The organism is Streptomyces sp. NPDC088387, from assembly GCF_044753385.1.
Classification (GTDB): Bacteria; Actinomycetota; Actinomycetes; order Streptomycetales; family Streptomycetaceae; genus Streptomyces.
In genome coordinates this window covers 152,559-175,357 of record NZ_JBIVNC010000007.1, presented here as the reverse complement: position 1 = coordinate 175,357, position 22,799 = coordinate 152,559, and the positions used below count along the sequence as shown (strand labels likewise).

The window sequence follows — 22,799 nt, the reverse complement described above, 5'->3', positions numbered from 1 at the left end:
GGCGCCGCTACCGAGACCTAGGGCGCCGCTTCTCGGGCCGGGGGCGGTACTTCCAGCCCGTCCCGCGTTTGAGGACGAGGCCCGTCCAGGGCCGAGGCGGGGGCCCGGGGGCGGCAGCCCCCGGACGGAGGCGAGGGCACCGCCAACATCACCCGCACCGCCAGGGCCCAGGCAGCGCATAGGCTAACCGCCCGTGACGGCAACCCTGATCTGGATCCTCGTAGCCCTCGTGGCGATCGGCCTCTACCTGAGCTGGACCGCCGGCAGGCTGGACCGCCTGCACGCGCGCATCGACGCCACCCGCGCCGCACTGGACGCCCAGCTGCTGCGCCGGGCCTCCGTGGCACAGGAGTTGGCCACGTCCGGCGTCCTCGACCCGGCCGCGTCGATCGTCCTGTACGAGTCCGCGCACGCGGCCCGGCAGGCCGAGGAGGAACAGCGCGAGGTCGCCGAGAGCGACCTGAGCCAGGCCCTGCGGGCCGTCTTCGCGGAGCCGCAGCAGGTCGAGGGCGTACGCGAGGCCCCCGGCGGGGAGTCCGCGGCGCACGAACTGACGGAGGCCGTACGGCGGGTCCCGATGGCGCGCCGGTTCCACAACGACGCCGTGGGCGCCGCGCGGCGGCTGCGGGAGCACCGCAAGGTGCGCTGGTTCCGGCTGGCGGGCCACGCCCCGTTCCCGATGGCCTTCGAGATGGACGACGAGCCTCCGGCGGCACTGGTGGACCGCGCGGCCTGACCGGAACGGGCGGCCACTTCGGCGCGACACGCGGGAAAACGATCCACCGCCTCCTCATTGGCCCTTGCTGTGGACTGCTCGCCTCACGTTTCCTCGGTCCAGCACAGTCCTACTTCGCCGAGTGAGGTCATACCCGTGTCCACCACGCTTCCCGACTCCGCCCAGACCCCCGAGACCGGCACCGCGCGTGTGAAGCGCGGGATGGCCGAGCAGCTCAAGGGCGGTGTGATCATGGACGTCGTCACGCCGGAGCAGGCGAAGATCGCCGAGGACGCGGGCGCCGTCGCCGTCATGGCCCTGGAGCGCGTCCCGGCCGACATCCGCAAGGACGGCGGCGTGGCCCGGATGTCCGACCCGGACATGATCGAGGGCATCATCGAGGCCGTCTCGATCCCGGTGATGGCCAAGTCCCGCATCGGCCACTTCGTCGAGGCCCAGGTCCTCCAGTCCCTCGGTGTCGACTACATCGACGAGTCCGAGGTGCTGACCCCGGCCGACGAGGTCAACCACTCCGACAAGTGGGCGTTCACCACCCCCTTCGTCTGCGGTGCGACCAACCTCGGCGAGGCCCTGCGCCGTATCGCCGAGGGCGCCGCGATGATCCGCTCCAAGGGCGAGGCCGGCACGGGCAACGTCGTGGAGGCGGTCCGCCACCTGCGCCAGATCAAGAACGAGATCGCCCGCCTGCGCGGCTACGACAACAACGAGCTGTACGCCGCCGCCAAGGAGCTGCGCGCCCCGTACGAGATCGTCAAGGAGGTCGCCGAGCTGGGCAAGCTCCCGGTGGTCCTCTTCTCCGCCGGCGGTGTCGCCACCCCGGCCGACGCCGCGCTGATGCGCCAGCTCGGTGCCGAGGGCGTCTTCGTCGGCTCCGGCATCTTCAAGTCCGGCGACCCGGCCAAGCGCGCCGCCGCCATCGTGAAGGCCACCACCTTCTACGACGACCCGAAGATCATCGCGGACGCGTCGCGCAACCTCGGCGAGGCCATGGTCGGCATCAACTGCGACACCCTCCCCGAGACCGAGCGCTACGCCAACCGCGGCTGGTAGTCCCTGATGAGCACACCCGTGATCGGGGTCCTGGCCCTCCAGGGCGACGTACGGGAGCACCTGCTGGCCCTGGCCGCGGCCGGCGCCGTGGCCAGGCCGGTGCGGCGCCCCGAGGAACTCGCCGAGGTCGACGGCCTGGTCGTTCCCGGCGGCGAGTCGACCACCATCTCCAAGCTGGCCGTGCTCTTCGGCGTGATGGAGCCCCTGCGCACGCGCGTGCGGGAGGGTCTGCCCGTCTACGGCACCTGCGCCGGCCTGATCATGCTCGCCGACAAGATCCTCGATCCGCGCTCCGGCCAGGAGACGATCGGCGGCATCGACATGATCGTGCGCCGCAACGCCTTCGGCCGCCAGAACGAGTCCTTCGAGGCGGCGGTCGACGTCCGGGGCGTCGGGGGCGATCCTGTAGAGGGCGTTTTCATCAGGGCCCCCTGGGTGGAGTCCGTGGGCGCCGCGGTCGAGGTGCTCGCCGAGCACGAGGGGCACATCGTCGCGGTCCGCCAGGGCCACGCGCTCGCCACGTCGTTCCATCCGGAACTGACCGGCGACCACCGTGTGCACGCGCTGTTCGTCGAGATGGTGCGCGGCAAGCGGGTGGCAGAGTCCTTGTAGGATCTCAGGCGTTCCTACAGAGATTGGTTACGCGAAGGAGACAGGCAGATGTCCGGCCACTCTAAATGGGCCACGACGAAGCACAAGAAGGCCGTGATCGATGCCAAACGCGGCAAGCTCTTCGCGAAGCTGATCAAGAACATCGAGGTCGCTGCGCGGATGGGGGGCGTCGACATCGAGGGCAACCCGACGCTCTACGACGCCATCCAGAAGGCGAAGAAGCAGTCGGTCCCGAACAAGAACATCGACTCCGCGGTCAAGCGCGGCGGTGGTCTTGAGGCCGGTGGCGCCGACTACGAGACGATCATGTACGAGGGCTACGGCCCCAACGGTGTCGCGGTGCTCATCGAGTGCCTCACCGACAACCGCAACCGTGCCGCCTCCGACGTGCGCGTCGCCATGACCCGCAACGGCGGCAACATGGCCGACCCCGGTTCGGTGTCGTACCTCTTCAACCGCAAGGGCGTCGTGATCGTCCCCAAGGGCGAGCTGTCCGAGGACGACGTCCTCGGTGCCGTCCTGGACGCGGGCGCGGAGGAGGTCAACGACCTCGGTGAGAACTTCGAGGTGATCAGCGAGGCCACCGACCTGGTCGCGGTCCGCACCGCGCTCCAGGACAACGGCATCGACTACGACTCCGCCGAGGCCAACTTCGTCCCGACCATGCAGGTCGAGCTGGACGAGGACGGCGCCAAGAAGATCTTCAAGCTGATCGACGCTCTCGAGGACAGCGACGACGTGCAGAACGTCTTCGCCAACTTCGATGTCAGCGACGAGGTCATGGAGAAGGTCGACGCGTAACGCTGCCGCGGGCTGAGCGGATCCGGCGGGCCGGAGGGACAACACGTCCCCACGGCCCGCCGCTGTTGTCAGTGCCAGCAGATAGCCTGGCGTGACTCAGAAGATCACCGCCCACGGACCCCAGCCGTCGATGGAGGAACCCTGGCGGTGCTCAGCCAGGTCCGCGAGAGCGGCGGCGGCTCAGCCGCGAAGAGGGGAGGGGCCGGTGCGGGTACTCGGGGTGGACCCCGGTCTGACACGGTGCGGTGTTGGTGTCGTCGAGGGGGTCGCGGGCCGGCCGCTCACCATGCTCGGTGTCGGCGTCGTCCGCACACCCCCGGACGCCGACCTCGGCCACCGGCTCGTCGCGATCGAGCAGGGCATCGAGGAATGGCTGGATCGCCACCACCCCGAAGTCGTCGCGGTGGAGCGTGTGTTCAGCCAGCACAACGTGCGTACGGTGATGGGCACCGCCCAGGCCAGCGCGGTCGCCATGCTGTGCGCCGCCCGGCGCGGCATCCCCGTGGCGCTGCACACGCCCAGCGAGGTCAAGGCCGCCGTCTCCGGCTCGGGCCGCGCCGACAAGGCGCAGGTCGGCGCCATGGTCACCCGCCTGCTGCGGCTCGACGCACCGCCCAAGCCGGCCGACGCCGCCGACGCCCTCGCGCTCGCCATCTGCCACATCTGGCGCGCCCCCGCGCAGAACCGCCTTCAGCAGGCCGTCGCCCAGCACACCGCGAAGGCAGCCGCGGCCACCGCCGCGTCGGCCGCCGCATCAAACACCGCATCAACCGCATCAACCACCGCATCGAAAGGCCGTACGGCATGATCGCCTTCGTCAGTGGCACGGTAGCCGCCCTCGCTCCGGACGCCGCGGTGGTCGAGGTCGGCGGGGTCGGCATGGCCGTCCAGTGCACGCCGAACACGCTGTCCACACTCCGCCTCGGCAAGCCCGCCAAGCTCGCCACCTCCCTGGTCGTCCGCGAGGACTCCCTGACGCTCTACGGCTTCGTGGACGACGACGAGCGGCAGGTGTTCGAGCTGCTCCAGACCGCCAGTGGCGTCGGCCCCCGGCTCGCCCAGTCGATGCTCGCCGTGCACAGCCCCGACGGACTGCGCCGGGCCGTCGCCACCGCCGACGAGAAGGCCCTCACCGCGGTGCCCGGCATCGGCAAGAAGGGCGCACAGAAACTCCTCCTCGAACTGCGGGACCGGCTCGGCGAGCCGATCGGCGCCCCCGCGATCGGCGCCCCGGTCACCTCGGGCTGGCGCGACCAGCTGCACGCCGCCCTGATCGGCCTCGGCTACGCCACACGGGAGGCCGACGAGGCGGTCGCCGCCGTCACCCCGCAGGCCGAAGCCGCCGAGGGAACACCCCAGGTCGGAGCCCTGCTCAAGGCGGCCCTCCAGACCCTGAACAGAGCCCGCTGACCACCCGCCGCGCGCCCCGCCGCTCACCAGGGACCCGGCGCCCACCGTGGACCCGGCGCCGCGCGGCGGCACCCGGCCGACAGGCCCCGCCCGGCACGCCCTTGCTAGGAGACCTTCAGTGAACTGGGACGAACCGACCGACAGCTCCGACGCGGAGCGGCTGGTGGGCTCTGTCGCCGACCGTGAGGACCAGGCCGTCGAGGCCGCGCTGCGCCCCAAGGACCTGGACGAGTTCATCGGCCAGGAGAAGGTCCGCGAGCAGCTCGACCTCGTGCTGCGTGCCGCACGCGCGCGGGGCGCCACCGCGGACCACGTCCTGCTCTCCGGCGCCCCGGGCCTCGGCAAGACCACCCTGTCGATGATCATCGCGGCCGAGATGGGCGCCCCCATCCGCATCACCTCGGGCCCCGCCATCCAGCACGCCGGCGACCTCGCCGCGATCCTCTCCTCCCTCCAGGAGGGCGAGGTCCTCTTCCTCGACGAGATCCACCGCATGTCCCGGCCCGCCGAGGAGATGCTGTACATGGCGATGGAGGACTTCCGCGTCGACGTGATCGTCGGCAAGGGCCCCGGCGCCACCGCGATCCCCCTGGAGCTGCCCCCGTTCACCCTGGTCGGGGCCACCACCCGCGCGGGCCTGCTGCCGCCCCCGCTGCGCGACCGCTTCGGCTTCACCGCGCACATGGAGTTCTACGAGCCCACCGAGCTGGAGCGGGTCATCCACCGCTCGGCGAACCTGCTGGACGTCGAGATCGACACCGACGGCGCCGCCGAGATCGCCGGCCGCTCCCGCGGCACCCCCCGTATCGCCAACCGGCTGCTGCGCCGCGTCCGGGACTACGCGCAGGTCAAGGCCGACGGAAGCATCACCCGCGAGATCGCCGGTGCCGCGCTGAAGGTCTACGAGGTCGACGCCCGGGGCCTGGACCGACTGGACCGGGGGGTGCTGGAGGCGCTGCTCAAGCTGTTCGGCGGCGGACCGGTCGGGCTGTCGACGCTGGCCGTGGCCGTGGGGGAGGAGCGCGAGACCGTCGAGGAGGTCGCCGAGCCCTTCCTGGTCCGCGAGGGCCTGCTGGCCCGTACGCCGCGCGGCCGGGTCGCGACCCCGGCGGCATGGGCGCATCTCGGCCTCACACCGCCCCGCACGGGGCCTGTGGGAAACGGACAAGGGGACCTGTTCGGGACGTGACGGCGAGCGCATTGGCCCGCTCAGGAACCCGAGTGCCATGCTGAGCGTTGTTCCATGCGCGCGGACTCGCTTAGACTCCGCCGATGCCGCCATTCTCGGCGGCGACAATCCCCCAACCATCAGGCCGTTCAACATCGCGGTCGCGCGAAGGAAGTTCCGACCCGTGAGTCTCCTGACCCTCCTCCCGTTCATTGTGCTCATCGGGGCCATGTTCCTGATGACCCGGTCGGCCAAGAAGAAGCAACAGCAGGCCGCCGACATGCGGAACCAGATGCAGCCCGGTTCCGGCGTCCGCACCATCGGGGGTATGTATGCGACGGTCAAGGAGGTCGGCGAGGACACGGTCCTCCTCGACGCCGGTCCCGGCGTCGAACTGCTCTTCGCGAAGAACTCGATCGGTGCCGTTCTCACCGACGACGAGTACAACCGCATCGTCCACGGTGTCGAGCACGACCTGAAGTCCGACGCCGACATCGTCCCGGACGACGCCTCCTCCCTCACGGAGACCGACGAGCCCGCCGCCGACGCCGACCAGGACGACAAGCCGGTCGACCTCGGCAAGAAGGACGCCGACGAGGAGACCTCCGACGACGTCGCCGCCGAGGCGAAGACGGACGCGGAGCCGAAGAAGTCCGACGGCGGGTCCGAGGCGAAGTAGTCGTGCGCCGGGGCGTGCGGGCGCGGCCCTCACACCCTGGAGTACGCCCAGCTCGCACGGCATCCCGACACCATGTCATGGCCGCCCGCACCCTGACCCGTGGCGAGGCGGCCCGAGAGGGAGTACGAGAAGGTGGCAGCACCTAAAAAGGGCCGTAACGCGAGCGCCCAGAGCAAGCCGGGGCGCTCGCTGGTCCTGATCCTGATCGCCATCGTGGCGCTCACGGGAGGAATGTTCCTCTCCGGACACACCACTCCGCGTCTCGGCATCGACCTCGCCGGCGGCACCAGCATCACACTCACGGCGGTCAACGAACCGGGCCAGCCCAACGCGATCAACAAGACCAACATGGACACCGCGGTCGAGATCATGGAGCGCCGTGTCAACGGCCTCGGTGTCTCCGAGGCGGAGGTCCAGACGCAGGGCAACAACAACATCATCGTCAACATCCCCAAGGGCACCAACTCCGAGCAGGCGCGGGAGCAGGTCGGCACCACGGCCAAGCTGTACTTCCGCCCCCTGCTCCAGCGTGAGGCCTCGGCGCCCACGCCGGAGACCAGCTCCAGCTCCTCGGGAAGCGGCAGCCCCTCTCCTTCGGCGAGCGGCAGCCCGTCGGCCAGCACCTCCGCGTCCGGCAGTGACGAGCCCAGCTCCTCCGGGTCCCCGTCGTCCTCGGCGACCTCGCAGGGCCGTGCCGTCACCGACGCGCTCAAGGCCGACGAGACCCCGTCCGCGAGCAGCTCCGCGTCGGGTACCCCCTCCGGGAGCCCCTCGCCCTCCGCGAGCGGTGACGCCGCCGCGTCGGACACCGAGCTCCAGGCCCAGTACGCCGCGCTGAACTGCGCCGACCCGGACCAGCGGTCCGAGGCCGGCAAGGCCGCCAAGCCCGGCGACTCCACGGTCGCCTGTGGCCAGGACGGCGGTGTGTGGACGAAGTTCCTGCTCGGCCCGGTGGCCGTCGACGGCACCGAGGTCGACAAGGCCGAGGCGATCTTCGACACGCAGAGCGCGGCCGGGTGGAAGGTCGTGATGGACTTCAACTCCGCCGGAGCCAAGAAGTTCGCCGACATCACCGGCCAGCTCGCCACGCAGACCTCCCCGCTCAACGAGTTCGCGATCGTCCTGGACGACCAGGTGGTCTCCCACCCGTACGTCAGCACGGCCATCACGGGCGGCAACGCCGAGATCTCCGGCAGCTTCACCCAGCAGCAGGCCCAGGACCTCTCGAACATGCTGTCCTACGGCGCGCTGCCCCTGACGTTCCGCGAGTCGAGCATCACCACGGTCGACCCGGCGCTCGGCGGTGAGCAGCTCCAGGCCGGCCTGATCGCGGGCGCCATCGGCCTCGCGCTGGTCATCATCTACCTGTTCGCCTACTACCGGGGCCTGGCGCTCATCGCGATCGCCTCGCTGCTGGTCTCCGCGGCCCTCACCTACGTGATCATGTCGCTGCTCGGCCCGGCCATCGGCTTCGCGCTGAACCTGCCGGCGGTCTGTGGTGCCATCGTCGCGATCGGCATCACGGCGGACTCGTTCATCGTGTACTTCGAACGGGTCCGGGACGAGATCCGCGAGGGCCGCTCGCTGCGCCCCGCGGTGGAGCGTGCCTGGCCGCGTGCCCGGCGCACCATCCTGGTCTCCGACTTCGTGTCGTTCCTCGCCGCCGCGGTGCTCTTCATCGTCACCGTCGGCAAGGTCCAGGGCTTCGCGTTCACGCTGGGCCTGACCACCGTGCTCGACGTCGTGGTGGTCTTCCTCTTCACCAAGCCGCTGCTCACGCTGCTGGCGCGCAGGAGGTTCTTCGCGAGCGGCCACAAGTGGTCGGGCCTGGATCCGAAGAGGCTCGGCGCCAAGCCCCCGCTTCGCCGCACCCGCCGCCCCGCCGCCCCTGTCGACCCGAAGGAGGCGTGAGATGTCGAAACTCGGCAACCTCGGCGCCCGGCTCCACCGCGGCGAGGTCGGTTACGACTTCGTCCGCAACCGCAAGCTCTGGTACGGCATCTCCATCCTGATCACCATCACGGCCATCGTCGGCCTGACGGTGCGCGGCCTGAACATGGGCATCGAGTTCCAGGGCGGAGCCGTCTTCACCACCCCGAAGACGAGCGTCTCCTCGTCCGAGGCGGAGGAGGTCGCCGAGCGGGCGGCCGGCCACGACGCGATCGTGCAGGGTCTTGGCACGGGTGCGCTGCGCATCCAGATCTCCAACATCGACACCGCTCAGGCGAGCGAGATCAAGACGGAGATCGCCAAGGACCTGGGCATGAACGCCGAGGCGATCAGCGCCGATCTGGTCGGCCCCAGCTGGGGTGACCAGATCGCCACCAAGGCCTGGCAGGGCCTCGCGATCTTCATGGTCCTCGTCGTGATCTATCTGGCCATCGCCTTCGAGTGGCGGATGGCCATCGCGGCCCTGGTCGCGCTGATCCACGACATCACCATCACGGTCGGCATCTACGCCCTGGTCGGCTTCGAGGTGACGCCCGGTACGGTCATCGGTCTGCTGACGATCCTCGGTTACTCGCTCTACGACACGGTCGTGGTGTTCGACAGTCTCAAGGAACAGACGAGGGACATCACCAAACAGACCCGCTGGACGTACAGCGACATCGCCAACCGCTCCATCAACAGCACCCTGGTCCGCTCGGTCAACACGACGGTGGTCGCGCTGCTGCCGGTCGGCGGCCTGCTGTTCATCGGTGGCGGTGTGCTGGGCGCCGGCATGCTCAACGACATCTCGCTGTCGCTGTTCGTCGGCCTCGCGGCCGGCGCGTACTCGTCGATCTTCATCGCCACGCCGCTCGTCGCCGACCTCAAGGAGCTCGAGCCGCAGATGAAGGCGCTGCGCAAGCGGGTCCTCGCCAAGCGGGCCCAGGGCGGCGCCGACCAGAACGAGGCCCCCGAGACCCGCGTCGAGGAGGAGTCCTACGACGACGAGGTGCCGGAGGACGCGACTCCCGCGGTGGTGGGCCCGCGCAACCAGCCGGCGTCCCGCAACCGCGGCCGGGGCCGCCCGTCCGGCAAGCGCCGATGACGGACCTCAAGGAGCTGCTGCTCAGCCGTATCCGTGACGTGATGGACCACCCGGAGCCGGGTGTGGTGTTCAAGGACATCACCCCGCTCCTGGCGGACCCCGCCGCGTTCGGCGCCCTCACCGACGCCCTGGCGGACATCGCCGTCCGCCAGGGCGCCACGAAGGTGGTCGGTCTGGAGGCCCGCGGGTTCATCCTCGGCGCCCCCGTCGCCGTCCGGGCGGGCCTCGGCTTCATCCCGGTCCGCAAGGCGGGCAAGCTCCCCGGAGCCACCCTGAGCCAGTCCTACGAGCTGGAGTACGGCTCGGCGGAGATCGAGGTGCACGCCGAGGACCTGACCGCCGACGACCGGGTCCTGATCGTCGACGACGTCCTGGCCACCGGCGGCACCGCCGAGGCGTCCGTGCAGCTGATCCGCCGTGCCGGAGCCGAGGTGACAGGTGTGGCGATCCTCATGGAGCTGTCGTTCCTCGGTGGCCGCCGGCGCCTGGAGCCCTCCCTCCAGGGGGCTCCGCTGGAGGTCCTGCTCACGGTCTGAGCGCGATCGCGGAACCTGACGGGCGCCCCGGGCTTCGGCCCGGGGCGCCCGTTCTCGCATGTGCGGCGGGTGATGTGCGCCGCCCCCGCGGGCCCGGCAGGAATCCGCGGCGGGCCGCCGGTGTTTTCCGTGCAAAGGTTCACAGATCGTCCTGAAGACGATCCCGGAGCCCAGGATCGCTACCATGGGGGCTCCGGAGCCTGACCGGGGGACCCGGATCGCGCACGAGGAGCCCTCTTGCCAGACGAGGCCCAGCACCTGACCGCCGCCAAGCCCGAGGAGCCCTCGGAGCCCGCGGCCAAGCCCGCGCCGGACACGAAGAACACCACGCGTGGGGCGGTCGAGCACGCCCAGTCCGCGCCGGCCGACCGGCCCGCGGAGGCGGCCCGCCCCAAGCCGGACCCGGCCGAGCGCCCGGCGACCCCCGCGATCCGCCCGGCCGCGCCCCAGCCCGCCCGCACCGGCTCCTCCAACCGCGTCCGTGCCCGCCTCGCCCGCCTCGGTGTCCAGCGCTCCAACCCGTACAACCCGGTCCTGGAACCGCTCCTGCGGATAGTCCGCAGCAACGACCCGAAGATCGAGACCGCCACCCTCCGCCAGATCGAGAAGGCCTACCAGGTCGCCGAGCGCTGGCACCGCGGCCAGAAGCGCAAGAGCGGCGACCCGTACATCACGCACCCGCTCGCCGTGACGACGATCCTGGCCGAGCTGGGCATGGACCCGGCGACTCTTATGGCCGGCCTGCTGCACGACACCGTCGAGGACACCGAGTACGGCCTCGACCAGCTCCGCCGCGACTTCGGGGACTCGGTCGCCCTGCTCGTCGACGGTGTCACCAAGCTGGACAAGGTCAAGTTCGGCGAGGCCGCGCAGGCCGAGACCGTGCGCAAGATGGTCGTAGCGATGGCGAAGGACCCGCGCGTCCTGGTCATCAAGCTCGCCGACCGGCTGCACAACATGCGCACCATGCGGTACCTCAAGCGCGAGAAGCAGGAGAAGAAGGCGCGCGAGACGCTGGAGATCTACGCGCCGCTCGCCCACCGCCTCGGCATGAACACCATCAAGTGGGAACTGGAGGACCTCGCCTTCGCGATCCTCTACCCCAAGATGTACGACGAGATCGTCCGGCTGGTGGCCGAGCGGGCACCCAAGCGTGACGAGTACCTGGCCATAGTGACCGACGAGGTCCAGCAGGACCTGCGGGCCGCCCGCATCAAGGCCACCGTCACCGGCCGCCCGAAGCACTACTACAGCGTCTACCAGAAGATGATCGTCCGCGGCCGTGACTTCGCGGAGATCTACGACCTGGTGGGCATCCGCGTCCTCGTGGACACCGTCCGCGACTGCTACGCGGCGCTCGGCACCGTGCACGCGCGATGGAACCCGGTCCCCGGCCGGTTCAAGGACTACATCGCGATGCCCAAGTTCAACATGTACCAGTCGCTGCACACGACGGTCATCGGACCCAACGGCAAGCCGGTCGAGCTCCAGATCCGCACCTTCGACATGCACCGCCGCGCCGAGTACGGCATCGCCGCGCACTGGAAGTACAAGCAGGAGGCCGTCGCCGGCGCCTCCAAGGTGCGCTCGGACGCCCCCAGGAGCACCGGCAAGGACGACCACCTCAACGACATGGCGTGGCTGCGCCAGCTACTCGACTGGCAGAAGGAGACCGAGGACCCCGGCGAGTTCCTGGAGTCCCTGCGCTTCGACCTGTCGCGCAACGAGGTCTTCGTCTTCACCCCGAAGGGCGACGTCATAGCGCTGCCCGCGGGCGCCACTCCGGTGGACTTCGCCTACGCGGTCCACACCGAGGTCGGCCACCGCACCATAGGAGCACGGGTCAACGGGAGGCTCGTACCCCTCGAATCCACCCTGGACAACGGCGACCTGGTGGAGGTCTTCACCTCCAAGGCGGCCGGCGCGGGACCCTCCCGGGACTGGCTCGGGTTCGTGAAGTCGCCGCGTGCCCGCAACAAGATCCGGGCGTGGTTCTCCAAGGAGCGCCGCGACGAGGCGATCGAGCAGGGCAAGGACGCCATCGTCCGCGCGATGCGCAAGCAGAACCTGCCGATCCAGCGGATCCTCACCGGCGACTCGCTCGTCACGCTCGCCCACGAGATGCGCTACCCGGACATCTCCGCGCTGTACGCGGCGATCGGCGAGGGCCATGTCTCCGCGCAGAACGTCGTGCAGAAGCTCGTCCAGGCGTTCGGCGGCGAGGAGGCCGCCACCGAGGAGATCGACGAGAGCGTCCCGCCCACCACCGGACGCAGCCGCAAACGCCGCTCCAACGCCGACCCGGGTGTGGTCGTCAAGGGCGTCGACGACGTCTGGGTCAAGCTGGCCCGCTGCTGTACGCCCGTACCCGGTGACCCGATCATCGGGTTCGTCACCCGCGGTAGTGGTGTATCGGTTCACCGGAGCGACTGTGTGAACGTGGAGTCACTGTCCCGGGAGCCCGAGCGCATCCTCGAGGTCGAGTGGGCGCCCACCCAGTCGTCGGTCTTCCTCGTCGCCATCCAGGTCGAGGCGCTGGACCGCTCGCGGCTGCTCTCCGACGTCACCCGCGTCCTGTCCGACCAGCACGTCAACATCCTCTCGGCGGCCGTCCAGACGTCCCGCGACCGTGTCGCCACGTCCCGCTTCACCTTCGAGATGGGCGACCCGAAACACCTGGGCCACGTCCTGAAGGCGGTCAGGGGAGTGGAGGGCGTGTACGACGTGTACCGCGTGACGTCGGCGCGCAGCAGGTCGTAGCCGGCACACCACGGCCGCACACGAAAGGGGCTCCCCGCGCGGGGAGCCCCTTTCACGTGCGACAGGCGACGGCCGGCCGTTGGGTCAGCCGCCGAACTCCTGGAGGCCCTTCAGCGCCTGGTCGAGCAGCGCCTGGCGGCCGTCCAGCTCCCGCTGGAGCTTGTCGGCCCTGGAGTTGTTGCCCTGGGCGCGTGCCTGCTCGATCTGCTGGTGGAGCTTGTCCACGGCGGCCTGGAGCTGACCGGTCAGACCCTCGGCACGCGCGCGTGCCTCCGGGTTGGTCCGGCGCCACTCGGCCTCCTCGGCCTCCTGGATGGCCCGCTCCACCGCGTGCATCCGGCCCTCGACCTTCGGCCGCGCGTCACGCGGTACGTGGCCGATGGCCTCCCAGCGCTCGTTGACCGTACGGAACGCCGCCCGCGCGGTGCGCAGATCGGTGACCGGGAGGATCTTCTCGGCCTCCCCGGCCAGCTCCTCCTTGAGCTTGAGGTTCTCCGTCTGCTCCGCGTCCCGCTCGGCGAAGACCGAGCTGCGGGCGGCGAAGAAGACGTCCTGGGCGCCGCGGAAGCGGTTCCACAGGTCGTCCTCGTGCTCGCGCTGGGCGCGGCCCGCCGCCTTCCACTCCGACATCAGCTCGCGGTAGCGGGCCGCCGTCGGACCCCAGTCGACCGAGTTCGACAGTGCCTCGGCCTCGGCGACCAGCCGCTCCTTGGTCTTGCGGGCGTCCTCGCGCTGCGCGTCCAGCTGCGCGAAGTGCGCCTTGCGCCGCTTGGAGAACGCCGACCGCGCGTGCGAGAAGCGGTGCCACAGCTCGTCGTCCGACTTGCGGTCGAGCCGGGGCAGACCCTTCCAGGTGTCGACCAGCGAGCGCAGCCGCTCACCGGCCGCCCGCCACTGGTCGGACTGGGCCAGCTCCTCGGCCTCCGTGACCAGGGCCTCCTTGGCGTGCCGGGCCTCGTCGGTCTGCTTCGCCCGCTGCGCCTTGCGCTCCTCGCGGCGGGCCTCCACCTGCTCCACGAGCTTGTCGAGGCGGCCCCGCAGCGCGTCCAGATCACCCACCGCGTGGTGCGCGTCCACCTGCTCGCGCAGATGGTCCACGGCGAGCTTGGCGTCCTTGGCCGACAGATCGGTGGTCTTGACTCGCTTCTCGAGGAGGCCGATCTCGACAACCAGGCCCTCGTACTTGCGCTCGAAGTAGGCCAGTGCCTCGTCGGGAGAGCCGGCCTGCCAGGAACCGACGACCTGCTCGCCGTCGGCCGTACGCACGTACACGGTCCCCGTCTCGTCGACGCGGCCCCACGGGTCGCTGCTCACAGCGCCTCCTCCACATGATGCCGCCGTGAGGCTTCGGCGCCCCCGGGCATCGTCCACAGTTTCGTCACGGCCAACATAGGCGACCAGCGGGTTGCCTGTCCGCATCCCGCACGACCGAAATTTCGCAGTTGGCCGCCCTGGTCGTCAGGACTTCGCGACCGTTGCCTTGTTGATCACGACCGTCGCGTTGGGTGCGGTGTTGCCGGTCGTGGGGTCCGCCGCCTGGGCGCCGGCGTCCGAGATCTTCTTGAGGACCTTCATGCCGGCCTCGGTGACCGTCCCGAACGGTGTGTAGTCGGGCGGCAGCGGGCTGTCCTGGTAGACGAGGAAGAACTGGCTGCCGCCGGTGTTGCGGCCCTCCTTCGTCTGGGAGTTGTACTGGTTGGCCATCGCGACCGTGCCGGCCGGGTAGACGTCGCCCTTGAGGGTCGTGTCCTTCAGGTTCTCGTCCGGAATCGTGTAGCCGGGACCGCCCATGCCGGTGCCCTGCGGGTCGCCGCACTGGAGCACGAAGATGCCGCTGTTGGTGAGCCGGTGGCAGTTCGTGTGGTCGAAGTAGCCTTTGCCGGCGAGGAACGCGAACGAGTTCACCGTGCGCGGTGCCGCCGACGCCTTCAGGTCGATGTCGATGTCGCCGCAGGTCGTGGCCAGCTTCATCGTGTAGTCGGCCGACTTGTCGATGGACATCGCCGGCTCCTTCTTCCATGTCTCCGTCTTCGCCTTGCCGTCCGCCGGCTTGTCGCACGGGTCGGGCGCCTTGCTCGTGGGCGTCGCGCTGGGCGTCGTCTCCGAGCTCGCGTTCGCCTTGTCGTCGTCGCTCTTGAAGGCGTCCGTCGTGTACAGGGCGAAGCTGCCGATCAGCACCACGGCGACCGCCGAAGCTATGGCCGCGGTGCGCGTACGTGTCTTGCGTCGTGCGTCCGTGCGCCTCTGCTGCTGGCGCAAGAACTTCTCCCGGGCGAGCTGACGCCGCCGCTGCTCCTGGCTGACCACCGGGTTTCTCCTCATACGTCTCGAACGTCGGCGCGGGTGCACGTGCGTCTGGTGAGCCGACCGCCTGCGTGTGCCCCGTACCGTATATGGGTTACCTGAGGAATCGGCAGCGCCGGTAGGCTCTGACCGCGGGCGCAGCCGCTCGCGACCCCTCCCGAAACCGACACAACGAAGGACGATCGTGCTCATTGCCGGGTTCCCCGCCGGGGCCTGGGGGACGAACTGTTATCTCGTCGCCCCCGCCGCCGGTGAGGAGTGCGTGATCATCGATCCGGGCCACCAGGCCACCGCCGGAGTCGAGGAAACGCTCAAGAAGCATCGGCTCAAGCCCGTCGCCGTCGTCCTGAGCCACGGTCACATCGACCATGTCGCCTCGGTCGTCCCGGTGTGCGGCGCGCACGACGTGCCCGCCTGGATCCATCCCGCGGACCGCTACATGATGAGCGACCCCGAGAAGGGCATCGGGCGTTCCATCGGGATGCCGCTGATGGGCGAACTGACCGTGGGGGAACCGGACGACGTCAGAGAACTGGCCGACGGCGAGAGACTGCGGCTGGCGGGCCTGGACTTCTCCGTGGCGCACGCGCCGGGGCATACCAAGGGGTCGGTGACCTTCCGGATGCCCGAGACCTCCGACGTGCCGTCGGTGTTCTTCTCCGGGGATCTGCTGTTCGCCGGCTCCGTCGGACGCACCGACCTGCCCGGCGGTGACATGGCCGAGATGCTCGACTCGCTGGCCCGCGTGTGCCTGCCGCTCGACGACTCGACCGTGGTGCTGTCCGGACACGGCCCCCAGACCACCATCGGCCAGGAGCGCGCCACCAACCCGTATCTGCGGCAGGTGGCGGCGCCCGGCCAGGGAGCGGACGTCGACGCTCCCCGACGAGGAATGTGACGAGAGAACCTTCCGTGAGTACCTTTCAGGCCCCCAAGGGCACGTACGACCTGATCCCGCCGGACAGCGCCAGGTTCCTGGCCGTCCGCGAGGCCATCGCGGCCCCGCTGCGCAACTCCGGCTACGGCTACGTCGAGACACCCGGCTTCGAGAACGTCGAGCTGTTCGCGCGCGGGGTCGGCGAGTCCACCGACATCGTGAGCAAGGAGATGTACGCCTTCGAGACCAAGGGCGGCGACCGGCTGGCGCTGCGCCCCGAGGGCACCGCGTCCGTCCTGCGCGCCGCCCTGGAGGCCAACCTGCACAAGGCGGGCAACCTCCCCGTCAAGCTCTGGTACTCGGGCTCCTACTACCGCTACGAGCGCCCGCAGAAGGGCCGTTACCGCCACTTCTCGCAGGTCGGCGCCGAGGCGATCGGGGCCGAGGACCCGGCGCTCGACGCCGAGCTGATCATCCTGGCCGACCAGGCGTACCGCTCGCTGGGCCTGCGCGACTTCCGCATCCTGCTCAACAGCCTGGGCGACCAGGAGTGCCGTCCGGTCTACCGGGCCGCGCTCCAGGACTTCCTGCGCGGCCTCGACCTCGACGAGGAGACCCTGCGCCGCGCGGAGCTCAACCCGCTGCGCGTCCTCGACGACAAGCGCCCGGACGTCCAGAAGCAGCTCACCGACGCCCCGTTGCTGCGCGACTACCTCTGCGACGCCTGCAAGGCGTACCACGAGGAGGTCCGTGAGCTGATCTCGGCGGCGGGCGTCTCCTTCGAGGACGACCCGAAGCTGGTCCGCGGCCTGGACTACTACACGCGGACGACCTTCGAGTTCGTCCACGACGGTCTGGGCGCGCAGTCCGCGGTGGGCGGCGGCGGCCGCTACGACGGGCTCTCCGAGATGATCGGCGGCCCCGCGCTGCCGTCCGTCGGGTGGGCGCTGGGTGTCGACCGCACGGTCCTCGCCCTGGAGGCGGAGGGCGTCGAGCTCGAACTCCCCGCCACCACCAGTGTGTTCGCGGTGCCGCTCGGCGAGGAGGCCCGACGGGTGCTGTTCGCCAAGGTCACCGAGTTGCGCAAGGTCGGCGTCGCCGCCGACTTCTCGTACGGGCACAAGGGTCTGAAGGGCGCGATGAAGAGCGCCAACCGCAGTGGTGCCCGGTACACGATCGTGGCCGGTGAACGCGATCTCGCCGAGGGCGTCGTGCAGCTCAAGGACATGGAGTCCGGCGAGCAGTCGGCGATCGGCGTGGGCGAGATCGTCGCGGAGCTGGAGTCCCGGCTCGGCTGACGTGCCGGACAGTGCGAGGGGCGCCCGGTGTCGTACGGCACCGGGCGCCCCGCTGTCTTGGCGGCGGGCCGCAGAGCGTGATCGAAGACGTGTCCGGAACCCCATGCTCCCGGGTGAGAGCCTGGACAACCTTATGCAAAGTGAACGGTGAGCACGCGTGCGGGTGCGGCACAATGGCCCTGCCCGAAGATGGTCAAACTCTCAAGTGACGGATCGGCGTGATGAGCAAGACGACAGTGAAGGACGTCTCGACGGACCCCGAGCCCGAACCGCTGAGCCCGTCGTCGGCCGAGCCGCGCACCCTCGGCGGCGGCCGCGCCTTCGCGCTGCTGCTGGTGATCACGGGCGCCCTGGGACTGCTGGCCTCCTGGGTCATCACGATCGACAAGTTCAAGATCCTCGAAGCGAAGGTGGCCGGCGAGACCTTCGTCCCCGGGTGCAGCGTCAACCCCGTGGTGTCCTGCGGCAGCGTCATGGAGAGCGACCAGGCCTCGGCCTTCGGCTTCCCCAACCCGATGCTCGGTCTCGTCGCCTACGGCATCGTGATCTGCGTCGGCATGAGCCTGCTCGCCCGCGCCCGCTTCCCGCGCTGGTACTGGCTGACCTTCAACTTCGGCACACTCTTCGGGGTCGGCTTCTGCACCTGGCTCCAGTTCCAGTCGCTGTACCGGATCAACGCCCTGTGCCTGTGGTGCTCGCTCGCGTGGGTCGCCACCATCGTCATGTTCTGGTACGTCACGTCGTTCAACATCCGCAACGGATTCCTGCGCGCCCCCGGCGCCGTGAAGCGGTTCCTCGCCGAGTTCACCTGGGTCCTGCCCGCCACGCACATCGGCATCATCGCCATGCTGATCCTCACCCGCTGGGGCGCCGACCTCTGGGCCTGAGCCCCGCGGACCGGCACCCGTCCGGCGTTGTCAGTGCCGTGACTTAGGGTTTCAGAGTGGAACCCGACCTGTTCACCGCCGCAGCAGAAGAACGCCAGGAGAAGGACCCCTCCGCGAGTCCCCTGGCGGTGCGCATGCGCCCGCGCACCCTCGACGAGGTCGTGGGGCAGCAGCACCTGCTCAAGCCCGGCTCTCCGCTGCGCCGGCTGGTCGGCGAGGGTGCCGGCGGCCCGGCCGGCCCGTCCTCGGTGATCCTCTGGGGCCCGCCCGGCACCGGCAAGACGACCCTGGCCTACGTCGTCTCCAAGGCGACCAACAAGCGGTTCGTGGAGCTCTCCGCGATCACCGCCGGCGTCAAGGAGGTGCGTACGGTCATCGACGGCGCCCGCCGCGCGACCGGCGGGTACGGCAAGGAGACCGTCCTCTTCCTCGACGAGATCCACCGCTTCAGCAAGGCCCAGCAGGACTCCCTCCTCCCGGCCGTCGAGAACCGCTGGGTCACCCTCATCGCGGCCACCACCGAGAACCCGTACTTCTCGATCATCTCGCCGCTGCTGTCCCGCTCCCTGCTGCTCACCCTCGAACCCCTCACCGACGACGACCTGCGCGGCCTGCTCCGCCGCGCGCTCACCGACGAGCGCGGGCTGAAGAGCACGGTGACCCTCCCCGAGGACACCGAGGACCATCTGCTGCGCATCGCCGGCGGAGACGCCCGCCGCGCCCTCACCGCCCTGGAGGCGGCCGCCGGAGCCGCCCTCGACAAGGGCGAGGCGGAGATCGCGCTCACCACGCTGGAAGAGACCGTGGACCGCGCGGCGGTCAAGTACGACCGCGACGGCGACCAGCACTACGACGTGGCGAGCGCCCTCATCAAGTCCATCCGCGGCTCCGACGTCGACGCCGCCCTGCACTACCTGGCCCGGATGATCGAGGCCGGCGAGGACCCCCGGTTCATCGCCCGCCGTCTGATGATCTCCGCCAGCGAGGACATCGGCCTCGCCGACCCGACCGCCCTGCCGATCGCCGTCGCCGCCGCCCAGGCCGTCGCGATGATCGGCTTCCCGGAGGCCGCGCTCACCCTCAGCCACGCCACCATCGCCCTCGCGCTCGCCCCCAAGTCCAACGCCGCGACGACCGCGATCGGCGCCGCCCTGGAGGACGTACGCAAGGGGCTGGCCGGGTCCGTGCCGCCGCATCTGCGCGACGGTCACTACAAGGGCGCCGCCAAGCTGGGCCACGCGCAGGGGTACGTGTACCCGCACGACGTGCCGGAGGGCATCGCCGAGCAGCAGTACGCGCCGGACGCCCTCAAGGACCGCGAGTACTACACCCCGACCCGGCACGGCTCCGAGGCGCGGTACGCGGACGCCGTGGAGTGGACCAGAAAGCACCTCGGTCGAAAGCGGTCCTGAGCACCCTGTAGAATCCCTCGAAGCGCTGAGTCCCGTGTCCGGCACCCGAAAGGGCAGCCGGCACCACCAGAACGGGACATCCAGCCGGAACCCCGTCGCCGCAAGGCGCAGGATTCCAGGAGCGTCGCGCACCGTCGATAGGTGTCGCGGGCAGCCCACCACCCCCCGGATTCCCGGGACCGGCGGTGGGCAACTCGCGTGCTGCACGTATGTGCCCAGACCAGGGAGCGGCTGCCCGGCAGGTCCGTCACGGACCCGCGGGGTTTCCCCGGCTGCGGATGCGACCTCCCTTAACCCTGGTGAAGCCGTATTCGTACACAGAACGAGGTGTTTGGTTCATGGCGAACCAGTCCCGCCCCAAGGTCAAGAAGTCGCGTGCCCTCGGCATCGCGCTGACCCCGAAGGCCGTCAAGTACTTCGAGGCCCGTCCCTACCCGCCGGGTGAGCACGGCCGTGGCCGCAAGCAGAACTCGGACTACAAGGTCCGTCTGCTGGAGAAGCAGCGTCTGCGCGCGCAGTACGACATCTCCGAGCGCCAGCTGGTCCGCGCCTACGACCGCGCGTCCAAGGTGCAGGGCAAGACCGGTGAGGCCCTGATCGTCGAGCTCGAGAAGCGTCTTGACGCCCTCGTCCTGCGCTCGGGCATCGCCCGCACGATCTACCAGGCCCGCCAGATGGTCGTGCACGGTCACATCCAGGTCAACGGCACGAAGGTCGACAAGCCGTCCTTCGTCGTGCGCCCGGACGACGTCGTCCAGGTCCGTGACCGCAGCAAGGACAAGACGCTGTTCCAGATCTCCCGCGAGGGCGGCTTCGCCCCGGACGGCGAGACCCCGCGTTACCTCCAGGTGAACCTCAAGGCCCTGGCGTTCCGCCTGGACCGTGAGCCGAACCGCAAGGAGATCCCGGTGATCTGCGACGAGCAGCTCGTCGTCGAGTACTACGCCCGCTGACCCCAGCCGGACGCAGTACTTCCCGCGGTACTCAGCCCGCCGTCTCCCCGCCCTTCCGGGTGGGGGAGGCGGCGGGTCTGTGCATGTCGGCGGCGCCACGCGTGTGCCGGGCCGGACCGCGCGGGGCCGGCGGCAGCTCCGGCGAGCGCGCCGGACACCGCTCCAGCGCGCGTGCCACCGCCGCCTCCCGGTCCAGCCGCCCGCCGAGCCGTACGCGGTCCTCGTACCGCTCGTCGCCCAGGCGCTCCCGGGCCGCCGCCTCGCACAGCTCGTGCGGCCGGTTGTAGTACGCCGAGCCGAACAGCGGCAGCCCCACCGACGGCCAGACGGCGGCGGCCGCGCCCTGGAGCACCGCCGCCTCCGCCGGATCGCCCTCCGTGACCGTGATCAGCGCGAGCAGCTCCATCGCGAGCACCGAGCCCAGCAGATCGTGGAAGGTGTGGGCGGTGCCGAGACAGTCGCTGAGCAGACTCCGCGCGACGGACAGATCGCCCTCGCTCCAGGCGGCGTAGCCGAGCACGTACAGCGCGTACGCCCGCGCCCAGCGCTCGCCGTGGTCCTCGCAGACCCGCCGCACGTCCTCGCACAGCCGCACCGCCTCCGCCAGGTCGCCCCGGAAGGCGCGGGCCATCGCCAGTTCGACCTGGCCCATCAGGACGTTGCTGTTCAGCTCCCCGATCTTCTGATAGCGCTCGAGCGCCGAGCGCAGCAGCGTTTCCGCACGCGGCATGTCGTCGGTGACCAGCGCCAGACAGCCGGTGCGGTGCTCCGCGTACGCCACGGCCGTGGCGCTCGTGAGCCGCTCCGCCTCGTCCCGGCACTCCTGGAGCGCCGCCAGCGCGGGCACCCGGTCGCCCTGGAGCACCGCCACATAGCCGAGCACCCACAGCGCCTTCAGCCGGGACTGCTCATGGACCAGGTCCTCCGGCGGCAGCTCCAGGCTCCGCTCCAGCCAGCGCCGCCCCTCCGACAGCCGGCCGCAGCCCACCCAGCAGAACCACAGGCAGCCCGCCAGACACAGCGCGAGATGCGCGTCCTCCGGATCGGTCAGGCAGTACTCCAGCGCCCAGCGCAGATTCGGCAGCTCCGCCTCGACGCGGGCGGCCACCTCGGCCTGGCGCGGCGAGAACCAGTCCAGCTCGCACCAGGTCGCCAGGCCCAGATACCAGTCGCGGTGCCGCCGCCGCATCCGCGTCGCGTCGCCCATGGCCTCCAGCCAGTCGGCGCCGTACGCCCGGACCGTGTCGAGCATCCGGTAGCGCGTCCCGGCCGGCGTCTCCTCCCGGCCCACCAGCGACTGCGCCACCAGCTGGGTCAGGACGTCGAGGACGTCGTCGGCGTGCAGGCCGTCGCCGCTGCACACGTACTCGACGGCCTCCAGGTCGAACGACCCGGCGAACACCGAGAGCCGCGACCACAGCAGCCGCTCCTCCGGCGCGCACAGCTCGTGGCTCCAGCCGACCGCCGTCCGCAGCGCCCGGTGCCGGGGCAGCGCGTCCCGCCCACCACCGGTCAGCAGCCGGAACCGGTCGTCCAGCCGCTCCAGCAGCTGCCCGGCCGACAGCGCCCCCAGCCGCCCCGCCGCCAGCTCGATCGCCAGCGGAATCCCCTCAAGACGCCGGCAGACCTCCCGTACGACCGTCTCGTCGTCCGGAGCCGCTGCCCGCTGCGCGGCCCGGTCGACGAGCAGGGCGACCGCGTCGTCCTCGGTGAGCGGCGCCAGCGGGAACAGCCGCTCGCCCGCGACGCCCAGCGGCCTGCGCCCCGTGGCCAGCACCCGGAGTCCGGGCAGCCGGCGCAGCAGTTCGGTCACCAGCGGCGCGCACACGTCCACCAGATGCTCGAACCCGTCCAGCACCAGCAGGAGTTGACGGTCGGCGAGCCGGGCCAGCAGCGTCTCGCGCGGCAGCCGCGTCGTGTGGTCGGTCAGGCCCAGCGCCTCCACGACCGCGTACTCCACGAACTCCGGATCGCGCAGCGTCGCCAGCTCCACCCGCCAGACCCCGTCGCGCGGCGCCGACAGCGGCGCGGCGCGGGCCGCCAGCCGGGACTTGCCGACCCCGCCCGGCCCCGTCACGGTGACCAGCCGTGTGTCCGCGAGCGCCTGCGCCAGCCCGGCGAGTTCGGCCGCGCGCCCCACGAACGCGTCGACCTCCAGAGGAAGATTGCCGTCCACTCGGTCACCGCCGGACTGATCGGGTCGCATGAGACACGGAGCGTACTGAACCGTATTCACTGCGTACAATCGCTTCGCGAACTCCCCTGCACGGCGGGCCGTAATC

General features: G+C 70.5%; 20 protein-coding genes. 17 read left to right on the top strand and 3 right to left on the bottom strand.

The annotated features are described in order from the left end of the window. The first annotated feature begins 193 nt into the window (after positions 1-193). The 12 genes from ACIQAC_RS20205 to ACIQAC_RS20150 all read left to right on the top strand — a co-directional run bounded on the left by ACIQAC_RS20205 (position 194) and on the right by ACIQAC_RS20150 (position 12,786). Positions 194-736, top strand: coding sequence for a hypothetical protein (locus tag ACIQAC_RS20205; protein ID WP_402192982.1), 543 nt, complete (start codon positions 194-196; stop codon positions 734-736). A gap of 135 nt (positions 737-871) precedes the next feature. Beyond that, positions 872-1,786 carry a pyridoxal 5'-phosphate synthase lyase subunit PdxS gene (gene pdxS / locus ACIQAC_RS20200; RefSeq protein WP_402192980.1) on the top strand — a complete coding sequence of 305 codons (915 nt, stop codon included), beginning with the start codon at positions 872-874 and terminating at the stop codon, positions 1,784-1,786. 6 nt (positions 1,787-1,792) lie between these two features. Beyond that, complete coding sequence (pdxT, locus tag ACIQAC_RS20195) at positions 1,793-2,398, top strand: pyridoxal 5'-phosphate synthase glutaminase subunit PdxT (RefSeq protein ID WP_402192979.1); 606 nt, start codon at positions 1,793-1,795, stop codon at positions 2,396-2,398. A 48-nt stretch (positions 2,399-2,446) separates the two neighbouring features. Then, positions 2,447-3,199, top strand: a complete 753-nt coding sequence (locus tag ACIQAC_RS20190) for a YebC/PmpR family DNA-binding transcriptional regulator (protein ID WP_402192977.1) — start codon at positions 2,447-2,449, stop codon at positions 3,197-3,199. 205 nt (positions 3,200-3,404) lie between these two features. Continuing rightward, the gene (gene ruvC, locus ACIQAC_RS20185; protein ID WP_402192975.1) at positions 3,405-4,007 is read left to right on the top strand and encodes a crossover junction endodeoxyribonuclease RuvC; all 603 of its coding nucleotides are present in this window, start codon (positions 3,405-3,407) and stop codon (positions 4,005-4,007) included. Beyond that, complete coding sequence (gene ruvA, locus ACIQAC_RS20180) at positions 4,004-4,609, top strand: Holliday junction branch migration protein RuvA (protein WP_402192974.1); 606 nt, start codon at positions 4,004-4,006, stop codon at positions 4,607-4,609. The genes ruvC and ruvA overlap by 4 nt, the downstream gene beginning before the upstream one ends. Positions 4,610-4,727: 118 nt before the next feature. Next, positions 4,728-5,798 (top strand): Holliday junction branch migration DNA helicase RuvB, encoded by a 1,071-nt coding sequence (ruvB, locus tag ACIQAC_RS20175; protein ID WP_402192972.1) that lies wholly within the window; start codon positions 4,728-4,730, stop codon positions 5,796-5,798. Positions 5,799-5,961: 163 nt separating this feature from the next. Next, on the top strand, positions 5,962-6,456 hold the full coding sequence (gene yajC, locus ACIQAC_RS20170; RefSeq protein WP_402192971.1) for a preprotein translocase subunit YajC: 495 nt from the start codon (positions 5,962-5,964) through the stop codon (positions 6,454-6,456). A 132-nt stretch (positions 6,457-6,588) separates the two neighbouring features. Beyond that, on the top strand, positions 6,589-8,367 hold the full coding sequence (gene secD / locus ACIQAC_RS20165) for a protein translocase subunit SecD (RefSeq protein ID WP_402192969.1): 1,779 nt from the start codon (positions 6,589-6,591) through the stop codon (positions 8,365-8,367). 1 nt (position 8,368) lies between these two features. Next, complete coding sequence (gene secF / locus ACIQAC_RS20160; RefSeq protein WP_402192968.1) at positions 8,369-9,490, top strand: protein translocase subunit SecF; 1,122 nt, start codon at positions 8,369-8,371, stop codon at positions 9,488-9,490. Then, on the top strand, positions 9,487-10,026 hold the full coding sequence (locus ACIQAC_RS20155) for an adenine phosphoribosyltransferase (RefSeq protein ID WP_402192966.1): 540 nt from the start codon (positions 9,487-9,489) through the stop codon (positions 10,024-10,026). Before secF ends, ACIQAC_RS20155 begins: the two co-directional genes overlap by 4 nt. Before the next feature lie 237 nt (positions 10,027-10,263). Continuing rightward, complete coding sequence (locus ACIQAC_RS20150) at positions 10,264-12,786, top strand: RelA/SpoT family protein (RefSeq protein ID WP_402192964.1); 2,523 nt, start codon at positions 10,264-10,266, stop codon at positions 12,784-12,786. Positions 12,787-12,870: 84 nt separating this feature from the next. Here ACIQAC_RS20150 and ACIQAC_RS20145 read toward each other — a convergent pair whose 3' ends face one another. Together ACIQAC_RS20145 and ACIQAC_RS20140 are read right to left on the bottom strand one after the other, a co-directional pair. Then, on the bottom strand, positions 12,871-14,100 hold the full coding sequence (locus ACIQAC_RS20145; RefSeq protein WP_402192963.1) for a DUF349 domain-containing protein: 1,230 nt from the start codon (positions 14,098-14,100) through the stop codon (positions 12,871-12,873). A gap of 144 nt (positions 14,101-14,244) precedes the next feature. Beyond that, a complete protein-coding gene (locus tag ACIQAC_RS20140; RefSeq protein ID WP_402193400.1) occupies positions 14,245-15,093 on the bottom strand; it encodes a peptidylprolyl isomerase in 849 nt (282 codons plus the stop codon). 181 nt (positions 15,094-15,274) lie between these two features. Here ACIQAC_RS20140 and ACIQAC_RS20135 point away from each other — a divergent pair, with 181 nt between their 5' ends. The 5 genes from ACIQAC_RS20135 (at position 15,275) to rpsD (ending at position 20,517) form a co-directional block, all read left to right on the top strand. Beyond that, entirely contained in the window at positions 15,275-15,988 is a 714-nt protein-coding gene (locus ACIQAC_RS20135) for an MBL fold metallo-hydrolase (protein ID WP_402192961.1), read from the top strand. A gap of 14 nt (positions 15,989-16,002) precedes the next feature. Further along, positions 16,003-17,265, top strand: a complete 1,263-nt coding sequence (gene hisS, locus ACIQAC_RS20130) for a histidine--tRNA ligase (protein ID WP_402192960.1) — start codon at positions 16,003-16,005, stop codon at positions 17,263-17,265. A 221-nt stretch (positions 17,266-17,486) separates the two neighbouring features. Next, entirely contained in the window at positions 17,487-18,152 is a 666-nt protein-coding gene (locus tag ACIQAC_RS20125; protein WP_402192959.1) for a vitamin K epoxide reductase family protein, read from the top strand. Positions 18,153-18,208: 56 nt separating this feature from the next. Beyond that, the gene (locus tag ACIQAC_RS20120; RefSeq protein ID WP_402192958.1) at positions 18,209-19,564 is read left to right on the top strand and encodes a replication-associated recombination protein A; all 1,356 of its coding nucleotides are present in this window, start codon (positions 18,209-18,211) and stop codon (positions 19,562-19,564) included. Between the two features lie 338 nt (positions 19,565-19,902). Further along, on the top strand, positions 19,903-20,517 hold the full coding sequence (gene rpsD, locus ACIQAC_RS20115; protein WP_402192956.1) for a 30S ribosomal protein S4: 615 nt from the start codon (positions 19,903-19,905) through the stop codon (positions 20,515-20,517). A gap of 31 nt (positions 20,518-20,548) precedes the next feature. On the opposite strand, the gene ACIQAC_RS20110 is transcribed toward rpsD, so the two are convergent. After that, positions 20,549-22,723: an ATP-binding protein gene (locus ACIQAC_RS20110; protein WP_402192955.1), complete on the bottom strand. Its 2,175-nt coding sequence runs from the start codon at positions 22,721-22,723 to the stop codon at positions 20,549-20,551. Positions 22,724-22,799: the final 76 nt, after the last annotated feature.